The following is a 23,176-nucleotide window of genomic DNA, read 5'->3' on the forward strand; positions in this document are numbered from 1 at the left end:
ATGACATCTCGCTGGACCACTGCAGTACTGGACACCGATCAACCGGGCGGCTGGGCCGTGGCGCGCAGCCCGGAAGGCTTTTTGTTCGACGACAACGGCGCGTTGTTCCCTCGGGAATGGCTCAAGCGTCAGGACTTGTCGGTTCTCGCCGAGCATGGCATTGGCCATCTCGATGGCGAGCCGGTGTATTTGCTGGAACTGCGCAGTGCCAGCGAAGTGTCGGGTTGCAACTGGAAAGGCCTGCGGGCGTTCATGCTCGACGGCGATCACACCATCTACAAGGTGCTTGGGTATGCCGCGCAGATCGGCACCTGGGCCCGTGAGCACCGTTTCTGCGGCAACTGCGGGCAGGCCATGACGCAGGTGCCGCGCGAGCGGGCGATGTATTGCCAGCCGTGCGACCTGCGCAGTTATCCGCGGATTTCGCCGAGCATGATCGTGCTGATCACCCGTGGCGACGAAATCCTGTTGGCGCGCTCACCGCGTTTCGTCACCGGGGTTTACAGCACGCTGGCCGGGTTCGCCGAGCCGGGCGAGTCCGCCGAGGATTGCCTGATTCGGGAAGTGCGCGAAGAAGTGCAGATCGAGGTGAAGAACATTCAGTACATGGGCAGTCAGTGCTGGCCGTTCCCGCATTCGATGATGCTCGGCTTCCATGCCGAATACGCCGGTGGCGAAATTGTCTGTCAGGAAGACGAGATCGAAGACGCCCAGTGGTTCAACGTGCACGACTTGCCGCCGTTGCCAGCGTCCAAGTCGATTGCCCGTTACCTGATCGACGTCTACGTGGCGCGGCGTTTAGGCCACGCTGAACCAGTGCTGCCAGGCTAGGCGTACGGTCAAACCCAGCACCACGGTGATGAACACCGGGCGAATGAATTTAGCGCCACCGCTGATTGCGGTGCGCGCGCCAAAGAACGCGCCGACCATCACCGACAGGCCCATGCTCAGGCCGATGATCCAGTCCACCTGCCCGGAAAACACGAACACCGACAGCGCCGCAATGTTGCTGACGAAGTTCATGCTGCGCGCCACGCCGCTGGCCTTGACCAGATCGATTGGGTAGAGCAGCAGGCTGCTTACTGTCCAGAATGCGCCGGTACCGGGGCCGGCCACACCGTCGTAGAAACCGAGGCTGAAGCCTTGGGTCGATTGCCATTTCTTTTTGATCGGGGCGTCGCTGTCCAGTGGCGCTTTTGGCGTGCCGCCGAACAACAGATACAGGCCGCAAGCGAAGACGATTACCGGAAGCATCTTGTTCAGCCATTCGGCCGGCAGGTAATGGGCGACGACGGCGCCGGTCAATGCGCCAACCAGTGTGCCGACAATGGCGTGGGTCCACTGTCGCGGGTGGAACAATTTGCGTTTGTAGAAGGTGAAACTGGCGGTGGCCGAGCCGAAGGTCGAACTCAACTTGTTGGTGCCCAGCACCAAGTGCGGCGGCAGGCCAGCGGTCAGCAGCGCAGGCGTGGTCAGCAGACCGCCACCGCCGGCGATGGCGTCGATGAAACCGGCAATGAAAGCGACAAGGGCCAGTATGGCGAGGGTGGTGAGGTCAACGCTGAGTTCGAAAGGCATGGAATCGGCTTATTCGGCAGGGCGCAGAACGTGAGCTGCGGGGAGGGCGGTCATGTTACTCATTTCCAAGTGTTGCGGCGACCCGTCTGACGCCATCGCTGGCAAGCCAGCTCCCACAGGTTTTTGCGTTGCACTGAGGATCATTGTTCACCCCGATCCTTGTGGGAGCTGGCTTGCCAGCGATGAGGGCAGTCGAGCCAACAAATAAACCAACTGTTGCCCACACAACAACCCGCCAACAAATCCCCCTTCCACAAAACATCAACCCCATCCCGAAACCCAACAAAACCGGACATTCCAAGGCTGGCACGCTTGCTGCTCTATGACTCCCATCTCCGCAAATGTCCCGAGGACACGCCAATGAGTCAGCAAGCCGTAAAATTTGCCTACTGGGTGCCGAACGTCAGCGGTGGGCTGGTGGTCAGCAAGATCGAACAGCGCACCGATTGGGGCATCGACTACAACCGCAAACTGGCGCAGCTCGCCGAGACGGCCGGGTTCGAATACGCGCTGACGCAGATCCGTTTCACCGCCGGGTATGGTGCGGAGTTCCAGCATGAATCCGTGGCGTTCAGCCACGCGTTACTCGCGGCCACCAGCAAACTCAAGGTGATCGCCGCGATTCTGCCCGGCCCATGGCAACCCGCGCTGGCGGCCAAGCAACTGGCAACCATCGACCAACTCACCAATGGCCGTATCGCGGTGAATATCGTCAGTGGCTGGTTCAAAGGCGAGTTCCAGGCCATCGGCGAGCATTGGCTGGAGCATGACGAGCGTTATCGCCGTTCCGAGGAGTTCATTCGCTCATTGCGCGGCGTGTGGAGTCAGGACAACTTCAGCTTTCGCGGCGACTTCTACCGCTTCGACAATTACAGCCTGAAGCCGAAACCGCTGGGCCGTCCGGAGATCTTCCAGGGCGGCAGTTCCCGTGCGGCGCGCGACATGGCCGCGCGGGTTTCGGACTGGTATTTCACCAACGGCAACAGCGTTGAGGGGATCAAGGCGCAGGTTGACGATATTCGTGCCAAAGCAGCGGCGAACAATCATTCGGTGAAGGTTGGTGTGAATGCCTTTGTCATCGCCCGTGACACCGAAGAAGAGGCCAGAGCCGTACTGGCGCAGATCATCGATCAGGCCGATCCAGAGGCAGTGAATGCTTTTGGCGACGCGGCGAAGCAGGCGGGCAGGGCGTCGCCGGAAGGTGAGGGCAACTGGGCGAAATCGACGTTTGAGGATCTGGTGCAGTACAACGATGGCTTCAAAACCAATCTGATTGGTACGCCGCTGCAGATTGCCGAGCGGATTGTCGCGTTGAAAGCGGTGGGTGTGGATCTGGTGCTGGCGGGGTTTCTGCACTTTCAGGAAGAAGTCGAATATTTCGGCCGGCGGGTGTTGCCGCTGGTGCGTGAGCTGGAGGCCGAGAAGACCGCCGCCGTCGCTTGAACCCCACACATCCCCTGTAGGAGTGAGCCTGCTCGCGATGGCGTCTGAACATTCAACTTATATGTTGACTGACACACCGCTATCGCGAGCAGGCTCACTCCTACATTTGGAGCTGTGTTGGCTTACAGGTCGAGGTCGGACAGGCCTGGGTGATCATCCGGGCGCCGGCCCAGTGGCCAGTGGAACTTGCGTTCGCTCTCCTTGATCGGCATGTCGTTGATGCACGCGTAGCGCTGGAACATCAGGCCTTGCTCGTCGAATTCCCAGTTTTCATTGCCATAAGAGCGGAACCAGTTACCCGAGTCATCGTGCCATTCATAGGCGTAACGCACGGCGATGCGAGTATCCGAGTAAGCCCAGAGTTCCTTGATCAAACGGTAATCCAGCTCTTTCGCCCATTTACGGGTGAGGAAGGCCTTGGCTTCTTCGCGGTTGTTGGCGAACTCGGCGCGGTTACGCCACTTGGTGTCGAGGGTATAGGCCAGCGATACCCGTTCCGGGTCGCGGGAGTTCCAGCCATCCTCGGCCAGACGAACTTTCTCGATCGCCGATTCACGGTTGAAGGGCGGCAATGGCGGACGTACCTGGGCTGCAGTAGACATGTTCAGTCTCCCAATCTAATTAATAATTGAACAACAAGTCCGGCTTATTAAGGCGTTACAGGTCCAATAACTTTCGCGCCATGCATTGCGCATTATCGGCGGCACTGTGATCACCCATCACAAGCGCTACGGTAATGGCACCGTCAATCAGGATCAGCAACTGTTTGGCCAGCAGTTGCGGGTCCTCGGCGCCATGTTCGGTACACAGCTCGCACACGTAGTCGAGCAGCTTCTGTTTGTGTTCTTTGGCGACCAGGCGCACCGGGTCCTGTGGATCGCCGGTCTCGCCGCTGGTGTTGATGAAGGCGCAGCCACGGAAACCTTCCGAGGCGAACCAGCTCTTGAGCACCGTGAACAGGTTAAGCAGGCGATCGGCCGGGGTTTCGGCCTGATCGACAGCGCTGCGGTACCAGTGCATCCAGCGCACGTCGCGACGCTGCAAGGCGGCGACGGTCAGCGCGTCTTTGTCGGCAAAGTAGCGGTAGATGCTTTTTCTGGAGACGCCGGCGGTTTTCACCAGAAGGTCCATGCTGGTGGCAGCGATGCCACTTTTATAGATCAACTTTTCGGTGACATCCAGGATGATGTCGCGTGTGTCGTTGCTAGTGATTTCGTTCATGTGGCGAACAGTAGAACGATTGTTCTCCTTTGGCAATGGTTTTTTAAAATCAAAAGATCGCAGCCTTCGGCAGCTCCTACATTGGCCTGTGTAGGAGCTGCCGAAGGCTGCGATCTTTTGATCTCATTACGGGCACTAACAAGACCCGAAGGATGCGATGGTGTAAGCTCTCGGGTTCTTCGGATTCGACCCATTGCGAGCCCTATGCCGTTGCTTTTCAAACGCTCCTTGCTGCCCAAATTGCGCAGCTTCCCGCTGACCGCCGAGGCCGTGACCATTCTGTCCGGCGCCGCTGAATTTCGTCGTTGCCTGCTCGAGAAAATCGCTGCAGCGACCCAGCGCATCTACATCGTTGCGCTGTATCTGCAGCAAGACGAAGCCGGTCAGGAAATTCTCGATGCACTCCACGCCGCCAAGCTCAAGCGTCCCGAGCTGGAAATCGCCGTGGTGGTCGACTGGTTGCGCGCTCAGCGCGGGCTGATCGGCGCCGGCAAGCAGCCGGGCAATTCGGCGTGGTATCAGGAAATGACCCGCACGCACCAGAGCGAAGTGCCGGTGTACGGCGTTCCGGTGCAGACCCGCGAGTTGTTTGGTGTACTGCATTTGAAAGGCTTCGTGATCGACGACTGCGTGGTCTACAGCGGCGCGAGCCTGAACAACGTTTACCTGCACAAGTTCGACAAATACCGTTTCGACCGCTACCACGTACTGCAAAGCCACGAGCTGGCGGACTCGATGCATCACTTGGTCAAGCACGGCCTGATCGAATCGAAAGCGGTGCATCGCCTCGATCTGCCGAACCTGCCGACCACGCGTAGCTTGCGCAATGACATCGGTGATCTGCGTAGCCGCCTCAAATATGCAACGTACGACACGGCCACCGGCAGCACCGCCAGAGACAGTCTGTCCGTTACCCCGTTGCTCGGCGTCGGCAAGAACAACCCGCTGAACCGGGCGATTCTCGAACTGATCGCCAGCGCGCAAAAACAGCTGACCATCTGCACGCCATACTTCAATCTGCCGCTGGGGGTGATTCGCGAGATCAACCGCGCATTGGCCCGTGGCGTGAAAATCGACATCGTCGTCGGCGACAAAACCGCCAACGACTTCTACATTCCGCCGAGCGAGCCGTTCAAGGTGATCGCAGCGTTGCCGTATCTGTACGAGATCAGCCTGCGGCGCTTTGCCAAGCGCCATCAGCGCAACATCGACAGCGGTCAGTTGAACCTGCACCTGTGGCGCGACGGCGATAACACCTATCACCTCAAGGGCATGTGGATCGATCAGCGTTATACGCTGCTCACCGGTAACAACCTGAATCCACGGGCGTTCCGCCTGGATCTTGAGAACGCGTTGTTGATTGATGACCCGAAGGGCGAGTGGCTGGAGCCGCGAGCGAAGGAACTGGAGGAGATTTTCCGCCATACCACGCGGATCGACAGCTTTCAGAGTCTGGAGACGCTGCCGGAATACCCGGCCGGGGTGGCCAAGTTTCTCAAGCGCGTGAGTCGGGTGCGGATTGAGCGGTTGCTCTACCGGATTTTGTAAGGCTGCTGAAAATGCCATCGCTGGCAAGCCAGCTCCCACAGGTTCTATGGCGTACACAATATTTGTGAATGACCGAGAACACTGTGGGAGCTGGCTTACCAGCGATGGGGCCCGCTTAGACGCTACAAAAAATCAATTCAGACCCAGCTTGCCACGCAACGTGGACAGGTCTTCCGCCAGTGTATTCACCGGCCCGACCAGCGCCTTACGGTCGTTATCCTTTACCTTGTCATAAGTCTCGAAACCACCGTCCTTGGTCTTGTACTTGGCCAGAATCTTGTCGACCGTGGCAAAGTTCTTGTCCACTTTCGCTACAAACGCCTTGTCCTGTTTTTCGATCTGCGGACGGAACAGATCAACGATTTTCTTCGCGCCGTCGATGTTGCCCTGGAAGTCATACAGGTCAGTGTGGCTGTAGCGATCTTCTTCGCCGGAGATCTTGGTCGCGGCCACTTCTTCCAGCAGCGCGGCAGCACCACCGACGACTTTTTCCGGCGGGAAGGTCAGCCCGGCGACGCGGGTCTGCAGGTCTTTGACGTCGCTATTGAGCTTGTCCGCCAGTTCGTTCAGGCCTTGGGTGCTTTTCTCCGAAAACAGTGAGTATTCGATGCGGTGGAAACCGGTGAAGTCATCGGCCTTCACGCCTTTCTCGTGGTCGTCGACGCGGGAGTCGATGGACGCATCGAGGTCACTGAACAGTTCGGCAATCGGCTCGATCGACTCGTAGTAAACGCGGGTCGGTGCGTAGAGCTTTTGCGCGGTGGCCAGGTCACCTTTCTTCACGGCGTCGGTGAATTGTTGGGTGTGGCTACCCAGTTCATCCAATTGCTCGGTGACGTAAATCTTGTAGTCCGAAACCGGCCCGACCAGATCCAGCGGTGCCATGGCGGCGAACGCCGACAGCGGGGTGTTGAGCAAACCTAGGGTCAGCAATAACGCGAGTGGCGTCTTTTTCATGGGGGCGGCTCCAGTGTTGAGATGTGGTTTCAGGCAGCGGTTTTCGGTTGTGTGGCGTTGAGCAGCGAGCGGCCGATGAAGTCCTTGTCGCCCGTGACACCCGGCAGGGTGAAAAAGTACCCGCCGCCGACCGGTTTGAGGTATTCCTCCAGCGGCTCGCCGTTGAGGCGGGTCTGCACGGTGATGAAGCCTTTTTCCAGGTCGGCCTGGTAACAGATGAACAGCAGGCCCATGTCGAGCTGGCCGTTCTTGTTCACGCCATTCGAATAGTTGAACGGCCGGCGCAGGATCAGATTGGCCTGGGTTTCAGCCGTACGCGGATTAGCCAGGCGAATGTGCGCGTCGAGCTTGGTCAGCTTGCCGGCCGGGTCTTTGCTGTAATCCGGGACTTCGGTCTCATGCTGCGCACCCATCGGCGCGCCGGTGGTCTTGACCCGGCCGATGATGCTTTCCTGTTCCTGCAACGGCGTACGGTCCCAGCGCTCGACAAAGTTGCGGATGATCCGCACCGCTTGGTAACTGCCATGGGCAGCCCAGGCCGGTTCATCGCTGCCCGGTTGCACCCAGACCAGACGATCCATGGCTTTGCTGTCGTTGGAGTCGGGGTTGGCCGAGCCATCACGGAAACCGAGGAAATTGCGCGCCGATTGCGCTGGCAACCCCGGTTTCGCCGGGGCTTGCGGCGGCACGCTGCCTTCCTGTTTCCAGCGCACCAGCAGCAGGTCGGGGAGGTTTTTGACGATGTCGCGCAGGGCGTGAATGTTGGTGTCGGCGGTGTTCGAGCAGAACTGCAAACTCAGATCGCCATGGCAGCAATCGGCGTCCAGCGCATCGTTGGGAAAACCGACCATGCGCATCAGGCGTTTCGGTTTGGCGTCGGCCAGACCGAAGCGCTCGTCGAACAGCGATTCACCGACGGACACGGTGATGGTCAGGTTGTCCGGCGTGACGTTCGGGCCGAGGATGCCAGAATCCGGCGGCGGCAGTTTCGGGTCGATTTGTGCGACCGGGCCGCCCTTCATCAGAAAGGCAATGCGCTCGTTGAGCGTGCGGAACAGCCGCTCCAGATCTTCGCGATCACTGGCCAACACATCGAATGACACCAGCATGCCCGACGCCGGACGCGGAGTGACGATGCCGGCCTGGTGCACGCCGTGGAAATCGTGGCGGTCTTCGGTCTTGTCGCTGCTCGGTGCTTCGGTGACCTGCGCCGGCGCGGCGGCCATGGCCGGGCAGCTCAGGGCGGACCCGGCGAGGGCGACACCGGCGGCGCCCATGCCCATCAAGACACGGCGGCGTTGCAGGTTGAGCGTTTCTAAATCTTTCATCGGGAATTCTTCTTCTGCTTACAGGCCGGAGAGGCCGAGGGCGGGATCGATGCCATCCAGTGCGTCGGCCAGAGCCTGGGCCTTGTCGGCGATCTGCTTGCGTTGTTCGCCGCTGACGGAGTCGTAGCTGGCGTAGCCGTCCTTGATCTTGTAGCTGTTGAGTTCGCTGTCGAAGTCGGCCAGTGCCTTGTCGATTTTCGGCAGCAGGTCGGCGGCAGACTTGGTCAGCATCGGCCGCAGCAGATCGACGACTTTGCGCGCGGTCTGTGCGTTGGCGGCGAAACCGTTAAGGTCGCTGTGGCTGTAGCGTTCTTCTTCGCCACTGGCGGCGCGTACGTCGGCCAAGGTGTTGAGGTTGCGCACGATGATGTTGACCAGTTGCTCCGGTGGCAGCGACTGCGCGAGCAATTGCTGTTTGAGCGCGGTGACGTCGCTGAGCAGGCGCTGGGCCACGGGTGTCAGCTCGTCGAGTTTGCGTTGCTGGAACAGCGCGTATTCGAGGCGGTGGAAACCAACGAAGGCCGGATCCTGCTCGCGTTTCTCGAAGTAATCGGCGCGGGCGTTGATGCTGTTGTCCAGTTCGGCCAGACGTTGCGCGGCCGGGGCCAGACGTTGATAAGCCGCACGCGCGGGCAGGTACAGCGCCTGGGCCTGGCTGAGATCACCGCTTTCAATCGCTTGATCGAGTGCCGTGACGGCTTTGATCAGCGCGCTGCTCTGGCTGGCCAGGTACACGCGAAATTCCGACAGCGGCCCGACGAAGGCGACCATCGACGGTTTGGCTTTGGCCGCAGCATCAGACGCGGCAGTCGGCGTCACGTGCAGGGTGCCGCGCGGGTTGCTCAGCAGGCCGCAGGTGATCGCGTAATCGCCCGGTTGCAGGTTGGCGTTGATCACTTGGCTCAGGCCCGGCGCGATGTTTTCGCGTTCTTCAACGACGAGTACGCCGTCGAGAATTTCCCATTCCACCGCACGGTCGGAGCGGTTGACGATGCGGAAACTGGCGCGGCCAGCCGGCACCGTCAGCGCATTCGGCTCGCAGCTGCCCGGATGAATGTTCACCACCACTTCATCGTGGTTGTGCTGACGCTTGGCCGCAGCCATTTTCGAGGCGTAATAAAACAGACCACCGGCGGCGATCATCACCACCACTGAACCGGCCACCGCCCAACGCAAGGCGCGAGGAGGGGAGGCCTGAGGAGTATTAGGCTTTGACATGGATGCCCTTATTGGCTGGAAACGGAAGACGATTGCGTGGAGGGCTTGGGCGCGGGAAGGAAGAACATCACCAGCGCCACCAGCAGATAAAGCAGATAGGCACCGAGGGTGCTGACGGTCGGCGCATCCTGATAACCGAACATGCCGGCCAGCACCGAGCCCAACGGGCCATCCATCGGCAGCGTCGCGCTGAAGTCGAAGAGCACGGTCTGCAGGTGATTCCACAGCCCGGCTTCATGCAGGGCCTGCACCGAGTTGGCGAGAATCCCGGCGGCGACCACCAGAATGAACAGGCCGGTCCACTTGAAGAACGCCGAAAGATTGAGGCGCATGCTGCCGCTGTAGATCAGGAACCCGACGATGATCGCCAGAATCAGCCCGAGCAGGGCACCGATCGGCGCGCCCGGGCCTTCGCTCTGCTGGAAAACCGCGAGCAGGAAGAACACCGTTTCCAGACCTTCACGGGCGACCGCGAAAAACACCATGGCGATCAGCGCGATCACTTGATGTCTGGAAGATGTCAGCGCGTGATCGAGCGAGGCTTGCAGCGAATGTTTGATTGAACGCGCGACCTTGCGCATCCAGAACACCATGGAACTGAGAATGCCCACGGCCACCAGCCCGACGATGCCTTCGAACAGTTCCTGCTGTTTTTGCGGGAATTCAGCGCTGACCAGTTCCAGGCCACCACCGACCAGCAGGGCGAGGGCGGCAGCGAGAAACACGCCGATCCACACGGCAGGCATCCATTGACCACGGCCAGTCTGTTGCAGGTAGCTGGCGATAATGCCAACGATCAGCGCGGCTTCAATGCCTTCGCGCAGCATGATCAGAAAGGGAACGAGCATTCGGCATCCAAGAGGTCATTTCTAGAGGTTACAAGTTGTAACATAATGAAAGTCATTCTCACATGACATTGATTGACATAAACCTGAACAGTTGCTGAACGACCTCAATTTTTGCCTCGCATTGATCCCTGTAGGAGTGAGCCTGCTCGCGATAGCGGTGTGTCAGAACATTCAGCGCTAAATGACACGACGCCATCGCGAGCAGGCTCACTCCTACAGGGGATTCGTGTTGAATTCGTGTCCTGCGGTAATATGCCTGCCACCCAAAACAACAAGGTTTATCGCGCTCCATGTCGGAAAAAGACACCATCGCCGTTCAACTGGTGCGTGAAGCGCTGCTGCAAAGTTGTGCCCCGGGCGTGGCCATGGAAGAAGTCTTGAACAAGGTCGGGATTGATCCGCTGCTGCTGCAAACCGAGCACGGCCGGGTGCCGGCCTCGCAGTACGCGAAACTCTGGCGGTTATTGGCGCGCCGTGGCGATGACGAGTTCTTTGGCATGGACCCGCGCAAGCTCAAGTCCGGCAGCCTTGAATTCCTGTGTCGCAGCGCGATGGCGCAACCGACGCTGGCAGCGGGTTTGAGCACGGGTTTGAGCTTTCTGTCGCTGATGCTTGAGCGCATGCCGGCGCAACTGGTGCACCAGCAAAGTCTGGCGGAAATCGTTCTGCTGGAGGATGAGCCCGAACCGCGCCGCGCCTTCACTTATTTCACTTATTGGATGATCGTCCACGGTGTGGCCTGCTGGCTGGCCGGGCGGCGGATTCCGATTCTGGCGATTGAACTGCGCTGCCCCGAACCGAATTTCACCGATGACTATCGGGTGATGTTTTCGGAAAACCTGCGTTTTGATCGGCCGCGAACCCGGATGATTTTCTCTGCCGATTGCCTCGACCTGCCGATCAAACGCACGGCCGAGGAGTTGAAGCGTTTTCTCGCCCACGCTCCGGCCAATATTCTGGTGAAGTACCGCGACCCGGAAAGCCTTGCCAGTAGGATCAAGCAGGATTTGCGGCAACTGCCGGCTGAACAATGGCCGGAAACCGAGGCGCTGGCGCAACAATTGTGCATGTCAGCCTCGACGTTGCGCCGGCGACTGGCTGAAGAAGGGCAGACCTATCAGGGCCTCAAGGACAGTGTGCGCAAGGAGCTGGCGATCATTTGGCTGGCGGAGCCTTCGATCAGTTTTGTCGAGATTGCCAGCCGCTTGGGCTTTGCTGATGCGAGTTCGTTTTACAAGGCGTTTCGCAAGTGGTCGGGTTCGAATCCGGGCCATTACCGCACGTTGATCCTGAACGAGGTTGTCTGATCCAACACATCCCGCCGCTTGATCGTCCCCACGATCTGCGTGGGAATGCCTCAAGGGACGCTCCGCGTTCCAGCTCTGGAGCGGACGCAGAGCGTCCAAGGCTGCATTCCCACGCAGAGCGTGGGAACGATCAGTGTGGTAGCAGTATTGGCCAAACCAGTCAGCCACATTGATGGCTTTGACCATTGCCGCCGCTGCCCCACAGCGCGACTATCTCCCTGTTGTTTACGCTTCCCAGCCTAATAAAAAACAGAGGGATTCTGGCAATGCGCGATTACTTGTCTGCCACCGCACAGTTCAACTATCAGCACACCGTGGATGCCGCGCTTAGCGGTACGCTTGAGGCGCTCAACGCCTGCGTCGAATGTTGCGACCGCCACGCCTTGCCTGGGCGCATTGCGCTGTTCTGGGAAGGCCGCGACGGTGCCAGTGCGACGTACACGTTCAACGATCTGCAGGACAAAGCCGCGCGTTTCGCCAATTTCCTTCTCGCCCAAGGCGTGCAGAAGGGCGACAAGGTCGCCGGCCTGCTGCCGCGCAACGTCGAATTGCTCATCACCGTGTTGGCCACCTGGCGCATCGGCGCGGTGTATCAGCCGCTGTTCACCGCGTTTGGCCCCAAAGCCCTCGAACATCGCCTGAACAGCTCCGGTGCCAAAGTCGTGGTCACCGACGCGGTCAATCGGTCGAAACTTGCTGAAGTCGCCGATTGCCCGACGCTCGTTACCGTCGGCGGGGCCAAAGGCCAGGGCATCGTCCGTGGCGATTTCAGTTTCTGGGCCGAACTGGCCAACTATTCCAGCGTCTGCGAACCGGTGCTGCTGAGCGGCGAAGACCCGTTTCTGCTGATGTTCACCTCGGGCACCACCGGTCCGTCGAAAGCGCTGTCGGTGCCACTCAAGGCCATCGTTGCCTTCCAGAGTTACACCCGTGATGCCGTGGACCTGCGCCCGGAAGATGCGTTCTGGAACGTCGCCGATCCGGGCTGGGCCTACGGCATCTACTTCGGCGTCACCGGGCCGTTGTCGATGGGCCACCCGATCACCTTCTACGATGGCCCGTTCACCCTCGAAAGCACCTGCCGGGTGATCAACAAGTACGGCATCACCAACCTCACCGGATCGCCAACCGCTTATCGCTTGCTGATTGCCGGCGGCGACGAGTTCGCCAAGTCGATCAAAGGCAAATTGCGCATCGTCAGCAGCGCCGGTGAGCCGCTGAACCCGGAAGTGATCCGCTGGTTCGCCGACAACCTCGACGTGGTCATTCATGACCATTACGGCCAGACCGAACTGGGCATGGTCCTGTGCAATCACCACGGCCTCGACCACGCGGTTCATGTCGGCGCCGCCGGTTTCGCTTCGCCGGGCCATCGCATCGTCGTGCTCGACGACCAATACAACGAACTCGGCGTCGGCCAGCCGGGCATTCTTGCCATCGACCGACCGCAATCACCGATGTGCTGGTTCGGTGGCTACGAAGGCGCGCCGACCAAAGCCTTCGTCGGCAATTACTACCTCAGTGGCGACACCGTGGAATGGAACCCGGACGGTAGCATCAGCTTCGTCGGCCGCAGCGACGATGTGATCACCACCTCCGGCTACCGTGTCGGGCCGTTCGACGTGGAAAGTGCACTGATTGAACACCCGGCCGTGGTCGAGGCGGCGGTGGTCGGCAAACCCGATCCGGAGCGCACCGAACTGGTCAAAGCTTTCGTGGTGCTGAGTGCGCAATACCGTGCGGCTCCGGAGTTGGCCGAAGAGCTGCGCCAACATGTGCGCAAACGTCTGGCCGCGCATTCGTACCCGCGTGAAATCGAATTTGTCAGCGAATTGCCCAAGACCCCAAGTGGCAAATTGCAGCGCTTTATCTTGCGCAACCAGGAAATCGCCAAAGCTCAAGAGGCTGCGGCGCATAACGTTTCAGCTTGAATCAGGAAATACAGTCATGCAGATCGAGAACAAGGTTTTTATCGTCACCGGCGGCGCATCGGGCCTCGGTGCGGCCACCGCTGAATTGTTGGTCAGTGCCGGCGCCAAAGTGATGCTGGTGGACATGAACGCCGAAGCCGTCGCCGCTCAGGCTCAGCGTCTGGGCGCACAAAGTGTGGTCGCCGACATCAGCAACGAAGCCGCCGCTGAAGCTGCCGTGCAGGCCACCGTCAAAGCCTTTGGCAGCCTCAACGGTCTGGTCAACTGCGCCGGCATCGTCCGTGGCGAGAAGATCCTCGGCAAGAACGGCCCGCATGCGCTGAGCAGTTTTGCCCAAGTGATCAACGTCAACCTGATCGGCAGCTTCAATATGCTGCGCCTGGCCGCTGCGGCGATTGCCGAATCCGAGGCGAACGCAGACGGCGAGCGCGGTGTGATTATCAACACCGCCTCGGTCGCGGCGTTCGACGGTCAGATCGGCCAAGCGGCGTACTCGGCCTCCAAAGGCGCGATCGCCAGCCTGACGCTGCCAGCCGCCCGCGAACTGGCGCGTTTCGGCATTCGCGTGATGACCATCGCCCCGGGCATTTTCGAAACACCGATGATGGCCGGCATGACCCCGGAAGTCCGCGATTCGCTGGCCGCCGGCGTGCCGTTCCCGCCGCGTCTGGGCAAGCCTGCCGAGTACGCCGCGCTGGTTCGGCATATCATCGAAAACAGCATGCTCAACGGCGAGGTGATCCGTCTCGACGGTGCCTTGCGCATGGCCGCCAAGTAAGGAGGAATTGTCATGACTATTTCCAACGATCCGATTGTTATCGTCAGCGCTGTGCGCACGCCAATGGGTGGATTTCAGGGCGAACTGAAAAGCCTCACCGCGCCGCAACTCGGTGCTGCGGCGATCAAGGCTGCGGTTGAACGCGCCGGTGTCGCCAGTGATGCAGTCGATGAAGTGCTGTTTGGTTGCGTATTGCCTGCGGGCCTCGGTCAGGCGCCTGCGCGTCAGGCCGCTTTGGGCGCCGGCCTGGATAAATCGACCCGTTGCACCACGGTCAACAAAATGTGCGGTTCGGGTATGGAAACCACCATTCTCGCCCACGACATGCTGGTGGCTGGCAGTGCCGATGTGGTCATCGCTGGCGGTATGGAAAGCATGTCCAACTCGCCGTACCTGCTGGATCGTGCCCGCGCCGGTTACCGCATGGGCCATGGCCGCGTACTCGATTCGATGTTCCTCGACGGCCTCGAAGACGCCTACGACAAGGGCCGACTGATGGGCACCTTCGCCGAGGATTGCGCCGAAACCAATAGTTTCAGCCGTGAGGCGCAGGACGCTTTTGCCATCGCCTCGACCACCCGCGCGCAGCAGGCGATCAAAGACGGCAGCTTCAAGGACGAAATCATCCCGCTGACCGTGACCGTCGGCAAAGAACAGGTGCTGATCAGCAACGACGAACAACCGCCAAAAGCCAAACTGGACAAGATTGCCTCGCTGAAACCGGCGTTTCGCGAAGGCGGCACGGTGACGGCGGCGAACTCCAGCTCGATTTCTGACGGTGCGGCGGCACTGGTGCTGATGCGTCAGTCGCAGGCGCAGAAACTCGGACTGAAAACGTTGGCCGTGATCCATGGCCACGCCGCGTTCGCCGATACCCCGGGCCTGTTCCCGGTGGCGCCGATTGGTGCGATCAAGAAGCTGATCAAGAAAACCGGTTGGTCGCTGGGTGATGTCGATCTGTTTGAGGTCAACGAGGCGTTTGCCGTGGTTGGCATGGCGGCGATGACACACCTGGAAATCCCGCATGACAAGTTGAATGTGCATGGCGGTGCTTGTGCCCTGGGCCATCCGATCGGCGCGTCGGGTGCGCGGATTCTGGTGACGTTGCTCTCGGCTTTACACCAGAGAAAGCAGAAACGCGGCATCGCGGCGATTTGCATCGGCGGCGGCGAAGCCACGGCCATGGCCGTGGAATGCGTCTACTAAACGCACTAATCCTGTAGGAGCTGACGAGTGCAACGAGACTGCGATCTTTTGATCTTGTTTTTAGATCAAGAGCAAAAGATCGCAGCCTGCGGCAGCTCCTACAGGGGACCGCGTGTAACCCGGATTAAGGATTCACCATGATTCCCAACGAAGACCAAACCCAGATCCGCGACATGGCCCGGCAGTTTGCCGAGGAACGCCTCAAACCGTTCGCCGCCGAGTGGGATCGCGAGCACCGCTTCCCCAAGGAAGCCATCGGCCAAATGGCTGAGCTGGGCTTCTTCGGCATGCTCGTGCCGGAGCAGTGGGGCGGTTGCGACACCGGCTACCTGGCCTACGCCATGGCCCTGGAAGAAATCGCCGCCGGTGACGGTGCCTGCTCGACGATCATGAGCGTGCACAACTCGGTCGGCTGTGTGCCGATTCTCAAGTTCGGTAACGACGATCAGCGTGAACGCTTCCTCAAACCGTTGGCCAGCGGCGCCATGCTCGGTGCCTTTGCGCTAACCGAACCGCAGGCCGGCTCCGACGCCAGCAGCCTGAAAACCCGTGCACGGCTGGAAGGCGATCACTACGTGCTGAACGGCTGCAAACAGTTCATCACCTCCGGGCAGAACGCCGGGATCGTGATTGTGTTTGCGGTGACCGATCCGAGTGCCGGCAAACGCGGCATCACTGCGTTTATAGTGCCGACCGATTCGCCGGGCTACAAAGTCGCTCGCGTCGAAGACAAGCTCGGTCAACACGCGTCCGACACCTGCCAGATTCTCTTCGAAGACGTCAAAGTGCCGGTGGCCAACCGTTTGGGCGAGGAGGGGGAGGGCTACAAAATCGCCCTGGCCAACCTTGAAGGCGGCCGCGTCGGCATCGCCTCGCAATCGGTGGGCATGGCCCGCGCCGCGTTTGAAGCGGCGCGTGATTACGCCCGTGAGCGCGACACCTTCGGCAAACCAATTATTGAGCATCAAGCCGTGGCATTCCGCTTGGCCGACATGGCCACGCAGATCGCCGTCGCCCGACAGATGGTGCATTACGCCGCCGCCCTGCGCGACAGCGGTCAACCGGCACTGGTCGAGGCGTCGATGGCCAAACTGTTCGCTTCGGAAATGGCCGAGAAGGTCTGTTCGATGGCGTTGCAAACCCTCGGTGGTTACGGTTACCTCAACGACTTCCCGCTGGAACGCATCTACCGCGACGTGCGTGTCTGCCAGATCTACGAAGGCACCAGCGATATTCAGCGCATGGTCATTTCGCGCAATCTTTGACAAGGAATTTTAATCATGACTTACGAAACCATCCTGCTCGAAACCCATGGCCGCGTTGGCCTGATCACCCTGAACCGCCCGCAGGCGCTGAACGCGCTGAATGCGCAACTGGTCAGCGAAGTGAACCAGGCCCTTGATGCGCTGGAAGCCGATGCGAACATCGGTTGCATTGTCCTCACCGGCTCGAAAAAGGCCTTTGCCGCCGGCGCCGATATCAAGGAAATGGCCGAGCTGACCTACCCGCAGATCTACATGGACGACCTGTTCAGCGACAGCGATCGCGTGGCCAACCGCCGTAAGCCGATCATCGCGGCGGTCAACGGTTTCGCCCTCGGCGGTGGCTGTGAGCTGGCGCTGATGTGCGATTTCATTCTGGCAGGCGACAACGCCAAATTCGGTCAACCGGAAATCAATCTCGGTGTGTTGCCGGGCATGGGCGGCACCCAGCGCCTGACTCGCGCCGTCGGCAAGGCGAAAGCCATGGAAATGTGCCTGAGCGGACGTTTGATCGATGCAGTGGAGGCTGAGCGTTGCGGGATTGTCGCGCGGATTGTGCCGAGCGATGAGTTGCTCGACGAAGCGCTGAAAGTGGCGGCGGTGATTGCCAGCAAGTCGCTGCCGATTGCGATGATGATCAAAGAGAGCGTGAATCGTGCCTTTGAAGTGAACCTGACCGAGGGCGTGCGCTTTGAGCGTCGGGTGTTCCATGCAGCGTTTGCCACGCAGGATCAGAAGGAAGGGATGGCGGCGTTTATTGCCAAGCGTGAGGCCGACTTCAAGGGCAAGTAACGCGACTAAAGCGAAAAGCCCCTCACCCCAACCCTCTCCCGGAGGGAGAGGGGACTGATTGGGGGATATTTCAGATTTACGCCGACCTGGGTGCTCATCACCGAATCCGTAATCGACTCAGTCTTTCAGGTCGACGTATAACGCCAGACACCTCGGTCGGCTCCCTCTCCCAGAGGGAGAGGGACTGATTGGGGGATGCTTGGAAGGTACGCCGACCTGAAAGAGTTTTTACCGAATCCCTGATTGACCTGGCTTACCGAATCGATAATCGACTCGGTCTTTCAGGTCGACGTATGACGCCAGACACGTCGGTCGGCTCCCTCTCCCAGAGGGAGAGGGACTGATTGGGGGATGCTTGGAAGGTACGCCGACCTGAAAGAGTTTTACCGAATCCCTGATTGACCTGGCTTACCGAATCGATAATCGACTCGGTCTTTCAGGTCGACGTATGACGCCAGACACCTCGGTCGGCTCCCTCTCCCATTGGGAGAGGGCTGGGGTGAGGGAAAGGGGCCAACACCGTTACAACTGATAGTTCTTCAACTCCCGCGCAATCACCATCCGCTGAATCTCGCTCGAGCCTTCATAGATCTGGGTAATCCGCGCATCACGGTAGTACTTCTCGACTGGGTAATCCTCCAGATACCCATACCCGCCATGAATCTGAATCGCCGACGAACACACCTTCTCGGCCATTTCCGAGGCAAACAGCTTGGCCTGCGACGCTTCAGACAAACACGGTTTACCCGCCGTGCGCAGACGCGCTGCGTGCAGGATCATCAAGCGCGCCGCGTTGATTTGCATGTGCATGTCGGCCAGCAGGTTGGCGATGCTCTGATGTTCGTTGATCGGTTTGCCGAACTGGATGCGATCGCGCGAATACACCAACGCCGCCTCAAACGCCGCCCGAGCAATACCCAGAGCCTGCGCGGCGATGCCGATGCGTCCGCCTTCAAGATTGGACAGGGCAATCGCCAGGCCTTTGCCGCGCTCGCCGAGCAGATTGGCCTCTGGAATGCTGCAGTTGTTCAGCGTCACCGCACAGGTGTCGGAAGCGCGGATACCCATTTTGTGCTCAGTACGATCAACGATAAAACCGGCGGTATCGGTCGGTACCAGAAACGCCGAAATACCTTTCTTGCCGAGGTCCGGATCGGTCACGGCAAAGACGATCGCCAGCTTCGCCCGTTTGCCGTTGCTGACAAATTGCTTGGCGCCGTTGATCACCCACTGGCCGTCACGCAGTTCCGCGCGGGTGCGCAGGTTGTGGGCTTCGGAACCGGCCTGCGGTTCGGTCAGGCAGAAGCAGCCGATGGTTTGCCCACTGGCCAGATCCGCCAGCCAGGTCTGTTTCTGTGCTTCGCTGCCGTAATTGAGTACCGGGCCGCAGCCCACCGAGTTGTGGATGCTCATGAAGGCGCCGGTCGCGCCGTCACCGGCAGAAATCTCTTCCACGGCCAATGCATAAGCGACGTAATCGACGTAAGTGCCGCCCCATTCTTCAGGCACCACCATGCCAAGCAAACCGAGCTCACCCATCTTCGCAACGAGCGCATCGTCGATCCAGCCAGCCTTTTCCCAGGCCTGCGCGTGCGGCGCGATTTCACCACGGGCGAAGTCCCGGGCCATGTCGCGGATCATCACTTGTTCTTCAGTCAGTTCGAGATCGTGCATGGCTCAGCTCCCGCTCTCAGCAAACCCGTGGAAGAAACTCGCGACATGCGCAGCGTCCAGCGCAGCGAGGGTCGGCGGGTTCCAGCGAGGTGTCTTGTCTTTATCGATCAGCAGGGCGCGGACGCCTTCGATCAGGTCGCCGCGGGCGAACCACTGGCGATCCAGATGCAACTCCAATGCGAAGCACTGTTCCAGGCTCAAGTGGCGGCCGCGACGCAGCATTTCCAAGGTCACCGCCATGGCCAGTGGCGAGCGGGTTTCCAGCAGGTCAGCGGTAGTGGTCGCCCATTCGTGGCTGTCGGCGACGGTCACTGCGCGCAATTGTTCGACCATGCTCGGTACGTCCGGCAAGGCGAAGAAATGGTCGATGGCCGGGCGCAAAGCCTCAAGTGGCGCATCGGGCAAGGTTTGCACGGCGTGTTTGGCCAGCAGGTTTTGCAGTGCTTTGAGCGGCGTGTCCTGCCATTCCATCTGATCGAGTTTTTCGTCGAGCAGCGCCAGTTTGCTGCTGTCCAGATACCAGTCGGCCAAGCCGCAATACAGCGCATCCGCCGCACGGATCTGCACGCCGCTGACACCCAGATAAATGCCCAGCTCACCGGGAATGCGCGGCAGGAAATAGCTGCCACCGACATCGGGAAAATAACCGATGGCCACTTCCGGCATCGCCAGACGACTCTTCTCGGTGACCACGCGCAGATCGGCGCCTTGCACCAGGCCCATGCCGCCGCCGAGGACGAATCCGTCCATCAGCGCCAACACCGGTTTGCGGTAGTGATGAATCGTCAGGTCGAGGGCATATTCCTCGACAAAGAAATCTTCGTGCAGCGTGTCGCCGCTTTTGAAACTGTCGTACAGCGAACGGATGTCGCCCCCGGCACAGAAGGCCTTTTCACCGGCACCGCGCAGGACCACGGCGTGAACATTGGCGTCAGTCGCCCAGGCATCGAGCTGGCGCTGCAGCAAACGCACCATGTCGAGGGTAATGGCGTTGAGACCGGCGGGGCGATTGAGGGTCAGGTGACCGATATGATTGCGAACGTCGGCCAGCACTTCGTTTTGCGTGGCATCCATGGACGGTGTCCGCGGAGATGAAGCCTGAGCTGTCATCAGTAACTCCCTGCTTTTATTGTCTTTATTCGAGAAGCTCGCGCGCGAGCATTACCGGATCGTAACAGTGCAAATTTGCCGTGTACAACCGGGATATTCGCAGGGGGAGTTTGCGTTTTTACCTTGGTCGAAAATGTGCGCGCTCATGTAGGAGCTGCCGAAGGCTGCGATCTGTTGACCGTTAAAAAGCAAGATCAAAAGATCGCAGCCTGCGGCAGCTCCTACACGGAGTCAGCGGAAGGTTTGGGTAATGCTGCGGCGCTTGGCGTGCAGTTCGCTGGCGTGGATCAGTTGTTCGAGATCCTCGGGGGTGATGTCGATGAAGGCTTCCATATCGGCCAACGCGAGTTTGAGGTCTTCTGCGGTGATTGCCTGACTGTCGACCGGGGCAACCATCGGCGCTGGTTCAGCGGGGCGTTTCGGGTAACGGATACGGGTCAGGTTGTTGTAGGCCAAGGCACTGAGCAGCATGCACGCCGCGCCGAGCATCACCGGTTCCATGGCTTTCCAGTCCATCGCGATGGTCGCTGGATCGGCCAATACGAGCGTCAATGCCAACGCGCCGGCCGGTGGGTGCAGGCAACGCAGCCAGCACATCAGAATCAGTGCCATGCCCGCCGCCAGGCAGGCGCTGCCAAGGGTTCGGCCGAGCACGTGAGCCACCAGCAACGCCACAACGCCGGCACACAAATAACCACCGAGAATCGACCAGGGCTGGGCGAGGGCGCCGGATGACACGGCGAACAGCAACACCGCCGATGCCCCCAGCGGGCCAATCAGGTGATAGGCGACGTCATGACCGAACACCTGCGCGCACAACCACACGCTGAACAATGTGCCCAATGCCATGCCGATGGCGGCGCGGCTCCATTCGGTCGGGCGGGTATTGATGGCGGCGGGCAACCAGCGAGCGAGCATGTAAATCCGGTCCTTGCAGCAAATTCGGGGCAAAAAAAAGGACTTGTCCGGCATATCCGGAAAGCCCTCGAAGTGTTCCAACATTGGGGGAGGAACGTGCACAGTGTGCCGGGCAAACTCGATGCTGACAAATTCATATTAATGAAGATTTAGTGCATTAATTTTGCATTGAAGCGACGCGACGGCCACTGACGAAGCACAAGTAGCCGCCCACAGCCGCCAGTGCGCTCAAGGCATAAAACATGCTCGGCGCCGGTGTGTGCATCAGCAGAAATCCGCACATGACTGGACTGGCCGCACCACCCAACGCCGCCAGATTCTGCGCGCCGTAGTAGCTGCCGCGCAGTTCTTCCGGGGCGAGGGTGTCGACGAACAAAAAGTCGGCCGGGTAAATGATCATCTCGCCCAAGGTGAAGATAAACATCGCCACGCACCAGCCGAGCAGACTGTCGGCCAGACTGAAACCGATCAGCCCGACGATGAACAACGCAGTGCCGCCGGCAATCCAGTGACGCAGGTGTTCTCGGCTGAGCAGGCGGCCGATCTGGTACTGCAACAGGATCACCGTGATTGCATTGCAGGCGAGCAGGGCGGCCATGGTCTCCAGCGTCTGTTGCTGGGTGTGGGTGACCAGCAGGTATTGCGACAGGTACAGGGTGAAACGCCCGTGCACCAGCGTGCTGAGCAGGCAGCCCAGGGTAAACAGGATCATCGTGCGGTCGTTTTTCAGGATGATCAGGGTTTTCAGAAAGCTGGGTGGCGCAGCGACTGGAGCGATCTGGCTGGCTTCCCGGGCGGCGCCGAGCAGCAAAAATATGCTGCCGATGGCAATCGCACCGGCAACGATGAAGGGCGCCGAAGGCTGCACCCCGGCAATCACCACGCCGATCATCGGGCCGACCGCATAGCCGATATTGGTCAATGTGTAGTTGAGGGAAAACGCCTTGACCCGCTGGCCCACCGGCAGGTTTTCACTGAGGATGGCTTTGGCGCAGATGAGGAACAGCGCCGACGCCGTTTCGCTGATGATCAGCACCAGGGTGACCAGATACAGGTTCTGCGCGAAGGTCAGCAGGATAAGGCCGATGCCGCTGGAGAGCATGGTCAGGATCAGCAACCGGCGCTTGTCCAGCCGATCGATGATGTAGCCGCCATACAGCGACAGCAACGTGGCGCTGAACACCGCAATGCCCAACAGCAGACCGACATCCTGCGGGTTGAGTTTGAGCTTGTTGCTGAGGAACAGGGTCAGCAGCGGGCTGATCAGGGCGCGGCTGATAACGACGGTCAGCGAACTGATCATCAACCGGCGGATGAGGCGCGAGTAGGTGGCCACGAAGGGTCAATGTCCTTATTTCAAATGCTGGGCGGGCGTACGCCATCCTTACCGGGCAGTCACCACCGGTCAAGCCGCCACACCACAATTCCTGTGGGAGCCGTTGTACCAGATACATCAATGTTGACTGACACTCCGCCTTCGCGAGCAGGCTCGCTCCCACAAGGATCTTCATTGCTTTCAAATCAGGCGCAGGCGCATGGCGCAGCGCCGCTCTGGGGGAAATCCGCAGACGATTTCGGCTTGCAGCGCATCGCGTAAATGGCGTTCGGCTTTTACATTCGCCAACTCGACAAACCCCATCCTCTGATAAAACGTTGCATTCCATGGCAGATCGCGAAAGGTGGTCAATGTCACTGAGTTCAACTGCATCGCGCGCGCTTGTTCAATGACTGCCGCAACCAGTGCGCGACCGATGCCTTGTCCTTGAAAAGCCTGACTGACGGATAGCTCCTCAATGTGCAGGTGCTGATCAATGTCGACAGCACGAACAAATCCAGTCAGTTGCCCACCGCTATGTTCAGCAACCCACACGTACGCCTGTTCGATGGCCAGCAGATGTTGGCCAGCATCGGGCACCTCGGCATCAGCCAGCCACGCCAATGGCGGATCAAGACGAAACAATTGCGCTGCCGAATGCTCGATCGCGGGGAGGGCTTGCGCGTCAGCAAGGCTGGCGCGGCGTACGTCGAAGGTCATGTTGAGGCGCATCCTGCCGGTC

General features: G+C 59.8%; 21 protein-coding genes. 9 read left to right on the plus strand and 12 right to left on the minus strand.

Going from position 1 to position 23,176, the window contains the following annotated elements; translation table 11 throughout:
- Positions 1-831, plus strand: a complete 831-nt coding sequence (gene nudC / locus ACM6JQ_RS16085; protein WP_122607227.1) for an NAD(+) diphosphatase — start codon at positions 1-3, stop codon at positions 829-831.
- On the opposite strand, the gene ACM6JQ_RS16090 is transcribed toward nudC, so the two are convergent.
- The gene (locus ACM6JQ_RS16090; protein WP_007914752.1) at positions 799-1,578 is read right to left on the minus strand and encodes a TSUP family transporter; all 780 of its coding nucleotides are present in this window, start codon (positions 1,576-1,578) and stop codon (positions 799-801) included. The genes nudC and ACM6JQ_RS16090 overlap by 33 nt on opposite strands.
- Before the next feature lie 360 nt (positions 1,579-1,938).
- On the opposite strand from ACM6JQ_RS16090, the gene sfnG reads away from it, so the two are divergent.
- Positions 1,939-3,021: a dimethylsulfone monooxygenase SfnG gene (gene sfnG, locus ACM6JQ_RS16095; protein WP_007914750.1), complete on the plus strand. Its 1,083-nt coding sequence runs from the start codon at positions 1,939-1,941 to the stop codon at positions 3,019-3,021.
- Between the two features lie 122 nt (positions 3,022-3,143).
- Here sfnG and ACM6JQ_RS16100 read toward each other — a convergent pair whose 3' ends face one another.
- Together ACM6JQ_RS16100 and ACM6JQ_RS16105 are read right to left on the minus strand one after the other, a co-directional pair.
- Positions 3,144-3,623: a DUF1348 family protein gene (locus ACM6JQ_RS16100; protein WP_007914738.1), complete on the minus strand. Its 480-nt coding sequence runs from the start codon at positions 3,621-3,623 to the stop codon at positions 3,144-3,146.
- Positions 3,624-3,678: 55 nt separating this feature from the next.
- Positions 3,679-4,242, minus strand: a complete 564-nt coding sequence (locus tag ACM6JQ_RS16105) for a TetR/AcrR family transcriptional regulator (protein WP_007914737.1) — start codon at positions 4,240-4,242, stop codon at positions 3,679-3,681.
- A 204-nt stretch (positions 4,243-4,446) separates the two neighbouring features.
- Between ACM6JQ_RS16105 and pssA the strand changes: the two genes are divergently transcribed.
- On the plus strand, positions 4,447-5,790 hold the full coding sequence (gene pssA / locus ACM6JQ_RS16110; RefSeq protein WP_007949921.1) for a CDP-diacylglycerol--serine O-phosphatidyltransferase: 1,344 nt from the start codon (positions 4,447-4,449) through the stop codon (positions 5,788-5,790).
- Between the two features lie 132 nt (positions 5,791-5,922).
- Here the strand turns inward: pssA and efeO (ACM6JQ_RS16115) are convergent, their stop codons facing one another.
- From efeO (ACM6JQ_RS16115) to efeU, 4 genes are read right to left on the minus strand one after another with little or no spacing between them, the layout of a single operon-like run.
- Positions 5,923-6,747 carry an iron uptake system protein EfeO gene (gene efeO, locus ACM6JQ_RS16115; RefSeq protein WP_414894177.1) on the minus strand — a complete coding sequence of 275 codons (825 nt, stop codon included), beginning with the start codon at positions 6,745-6,747 and terminating at the stop codon, positions 5,923-5,925.
- A 29-nt stretch (positions 6,748-6,776) separates the two neighbouring features.
- The gene (gene efeB, locus ACM6JQ_RS16120) at positions 6,777-8,075 is read right to left on the minus strand and encodes an iron uptake transporter deferrochelatase/peroxidase subunit (RefSeq protein WP_414894178.1); all 1,299 of its coding nucleotides are present in this window, start codon (positions 8,073-8,075) and stop codon (positions 6,777-6,779) included.
- Positions 8,076-8,093: 18 nt separating this feature from the next.
- On the minus strand, positions 8,094-9,293 hold the full coding sequence (efeO, locus tag ACM6JQ_RS16125) for an iron uptake system protein EfeO (protein WP_414894179.1): 1,200 nt from the start codon (positions 9,291-9,293) through the stop codon (positions 8,094-8,096).
- An 8-nt stretch (positions 9,294-9,301) separates the two neighbouring features.
- Positions 9,302-10,141, minus strand: a complete 840-nt coding sequence (gene efeU, locus ACM6JQ_RS16130) for an iron uptake transporter permease EfeU (RefSeq protein WP_007918853.1) — start codon at positions 10,139-10,141, stop codon at positions 9,302-9,304.
- Between the two features lie 290 nt (positions 10,142-10,431).
- On the opposite strand from efeU, the gene ACM6JQ_RS16135 reads away from it, so the two are divergent.
- From ACM6JQ_RS16135 to ACM6JQ_RS16160, 6 genes are all read left to right on the plus strand, one after another.
- Positions 10,432-11,448 carry an AraC family transcriptional regulator gene (locus tag ACM6JQ_RS16135; protein ID WP_414894180.1) on the plus strand — a complete coding sequence of 339 codons (1,017 nt, stop codon included), beginning with the start codon at positions 10,432-10,434 and terminating at the stop codon, positions 11,446-11,448.
- Positions 11,449-11,714: 266 nt separating this feature from the next.
- Positions 11,715-13,379, plus strand: a complete 1,665-nt coding sequence (locus ACM6JQ_RS16140) for an AMP-binding protein (protein WP_414894181.1) — start codon at positions 11,715-11,717, stop codon at positions 13,377-13,379.
- Between the two features lie 16 nt (positions 13,380-13,395).
- Positions 13,396-14,157: an SDR family NAD(P)-dependent oxidoreductase gene (locus ACM6JQ_RS16145; RefSeq protein ID WP_007918867.1), complete on the plus strand. Its 762-nt coding sequence runs from the start codon at positions 13,396-13,398 to the stop codon at positions 14,155-14,157.
- A gap of 12 nt (positions 14,158-14,169) precedes the next feature.
- On the plus strand, positions 14,170-15,363 hold the full coding sequence (locus ACM6JQ_RS16150) for an acetyl-CoA C-acyltransferase (RefSeq protein ID WP_414894182.1): 1,194 nt from the start codon (positions 14,170-14,172) through the stop codon (positions 15,361-15,363).
- Positions 15,364-15,500: 137 nt separating this feature from the next.
- Entirely contained in the window at positions 15,501-16,628 is a 1,128-nt protein-coding gene (locus tag ACM6JQ_RS16155; RefSeq protein WP_123375190.1) for an acyl-CoA dehydrogenase, read from the plus strand.
- Positions 16,629-16,643: 15 nt separating this feature from the next.
- Complete coding sequence (locus tag ACM6JQ_RS16160; RefSeq protein WP_007918876.1) at positions 16,644-17,417, plus strand: enoyl-CoA hydratase; 774 nt, start codon at positions 16,644-16,646, stop codon at positions 17,415-17,417.
- Positions 17,418-17,939: 522 nt separating this feature from the next.
- On the opposite strand, the gene ACM6JQ_RS16165 is transcribed toward ACM6JQ_RS16160, so the two are convergent.
- The 5 genes from ACM6JQ_RS16165 to ACM6JQ_RS16185 all read right to left on the minus strand — a co-directional run bounded on the left by ACM6JQ_RS16165 (position 17,940) and on the right by ACM6JQ_RS16185 (position 23,154).
- Positions 17,940-19,091, minus strand: coding sequence for an acyl-CoA dehydrogenase family protein (locus ACM6JQ_RS16165; RefSeq protein WP_003224706.1), 1,152 nt, complete (start codon positions 19,089-19,091; stop codon positions 17,940-17,942).
- 3 nt (positions 19,092-19,094) lie between these two features.
- Entirely contained in the window at positions 19,095-20,201 is a 1,107-nt protein-coding gene (locus tag ACM6JQ_RS16170; protein ID WP_414894183.1) for an enoyl-CoA hydratase/isomerase family protein, read from the minus strand.
- Positions 20,202-20,432: 231 nt separating this feature from the next.
- Positions 20,433-21,119, minus strand: a complete 687-nt coding sequence (locus ACM6JQ_RS16175; protein ID WP_007910169.1) for an HPP family protein — start codon at positions 21,117-21,119, stop codon at positions 20,433-20,435.
- 157 nt (positions 21,120-21,276) lie between these two features.
- Positions 21,277-22,455 (minus strand): MFS transporter, encoded by a 1,179-nt coding sequence (locus ACM6JQ_RS16180; protein ID WP_095112188.1) that lies wholly within the window; start codon positions 22,453-22,455, stop codon positions 21,277-21,279.
- Positions 22,456-22,635: 180 nt separating this feature from the next.
- Positions 22,636-23,154 carry a GNAT family N-acetyltransferase gene (locus ACM6JQ_RS16185; protein ID WP_414894184.1) on the minus strand — a complete coding sequence of 173 codons (519 nt, stop codon included), beginning with the start codon at positions 23,152-23,154 and terminating at the stop codon, positions 22,636-22,638.
- Between the last annotated feature and the right edge of the window lie 22 nt (positions 23,155-23,176).

The sequence above is a fragment of the Pseudomonas sp. IT-232MI5 genome (genome assembly GCF_949767845.1).
Taxonomy (GTDB): Bacteria; Pseudomonadota; Gammaproteobacteria; order Pseudomonadales; family Pseudomonadaceae; genus Aquipseudomonas.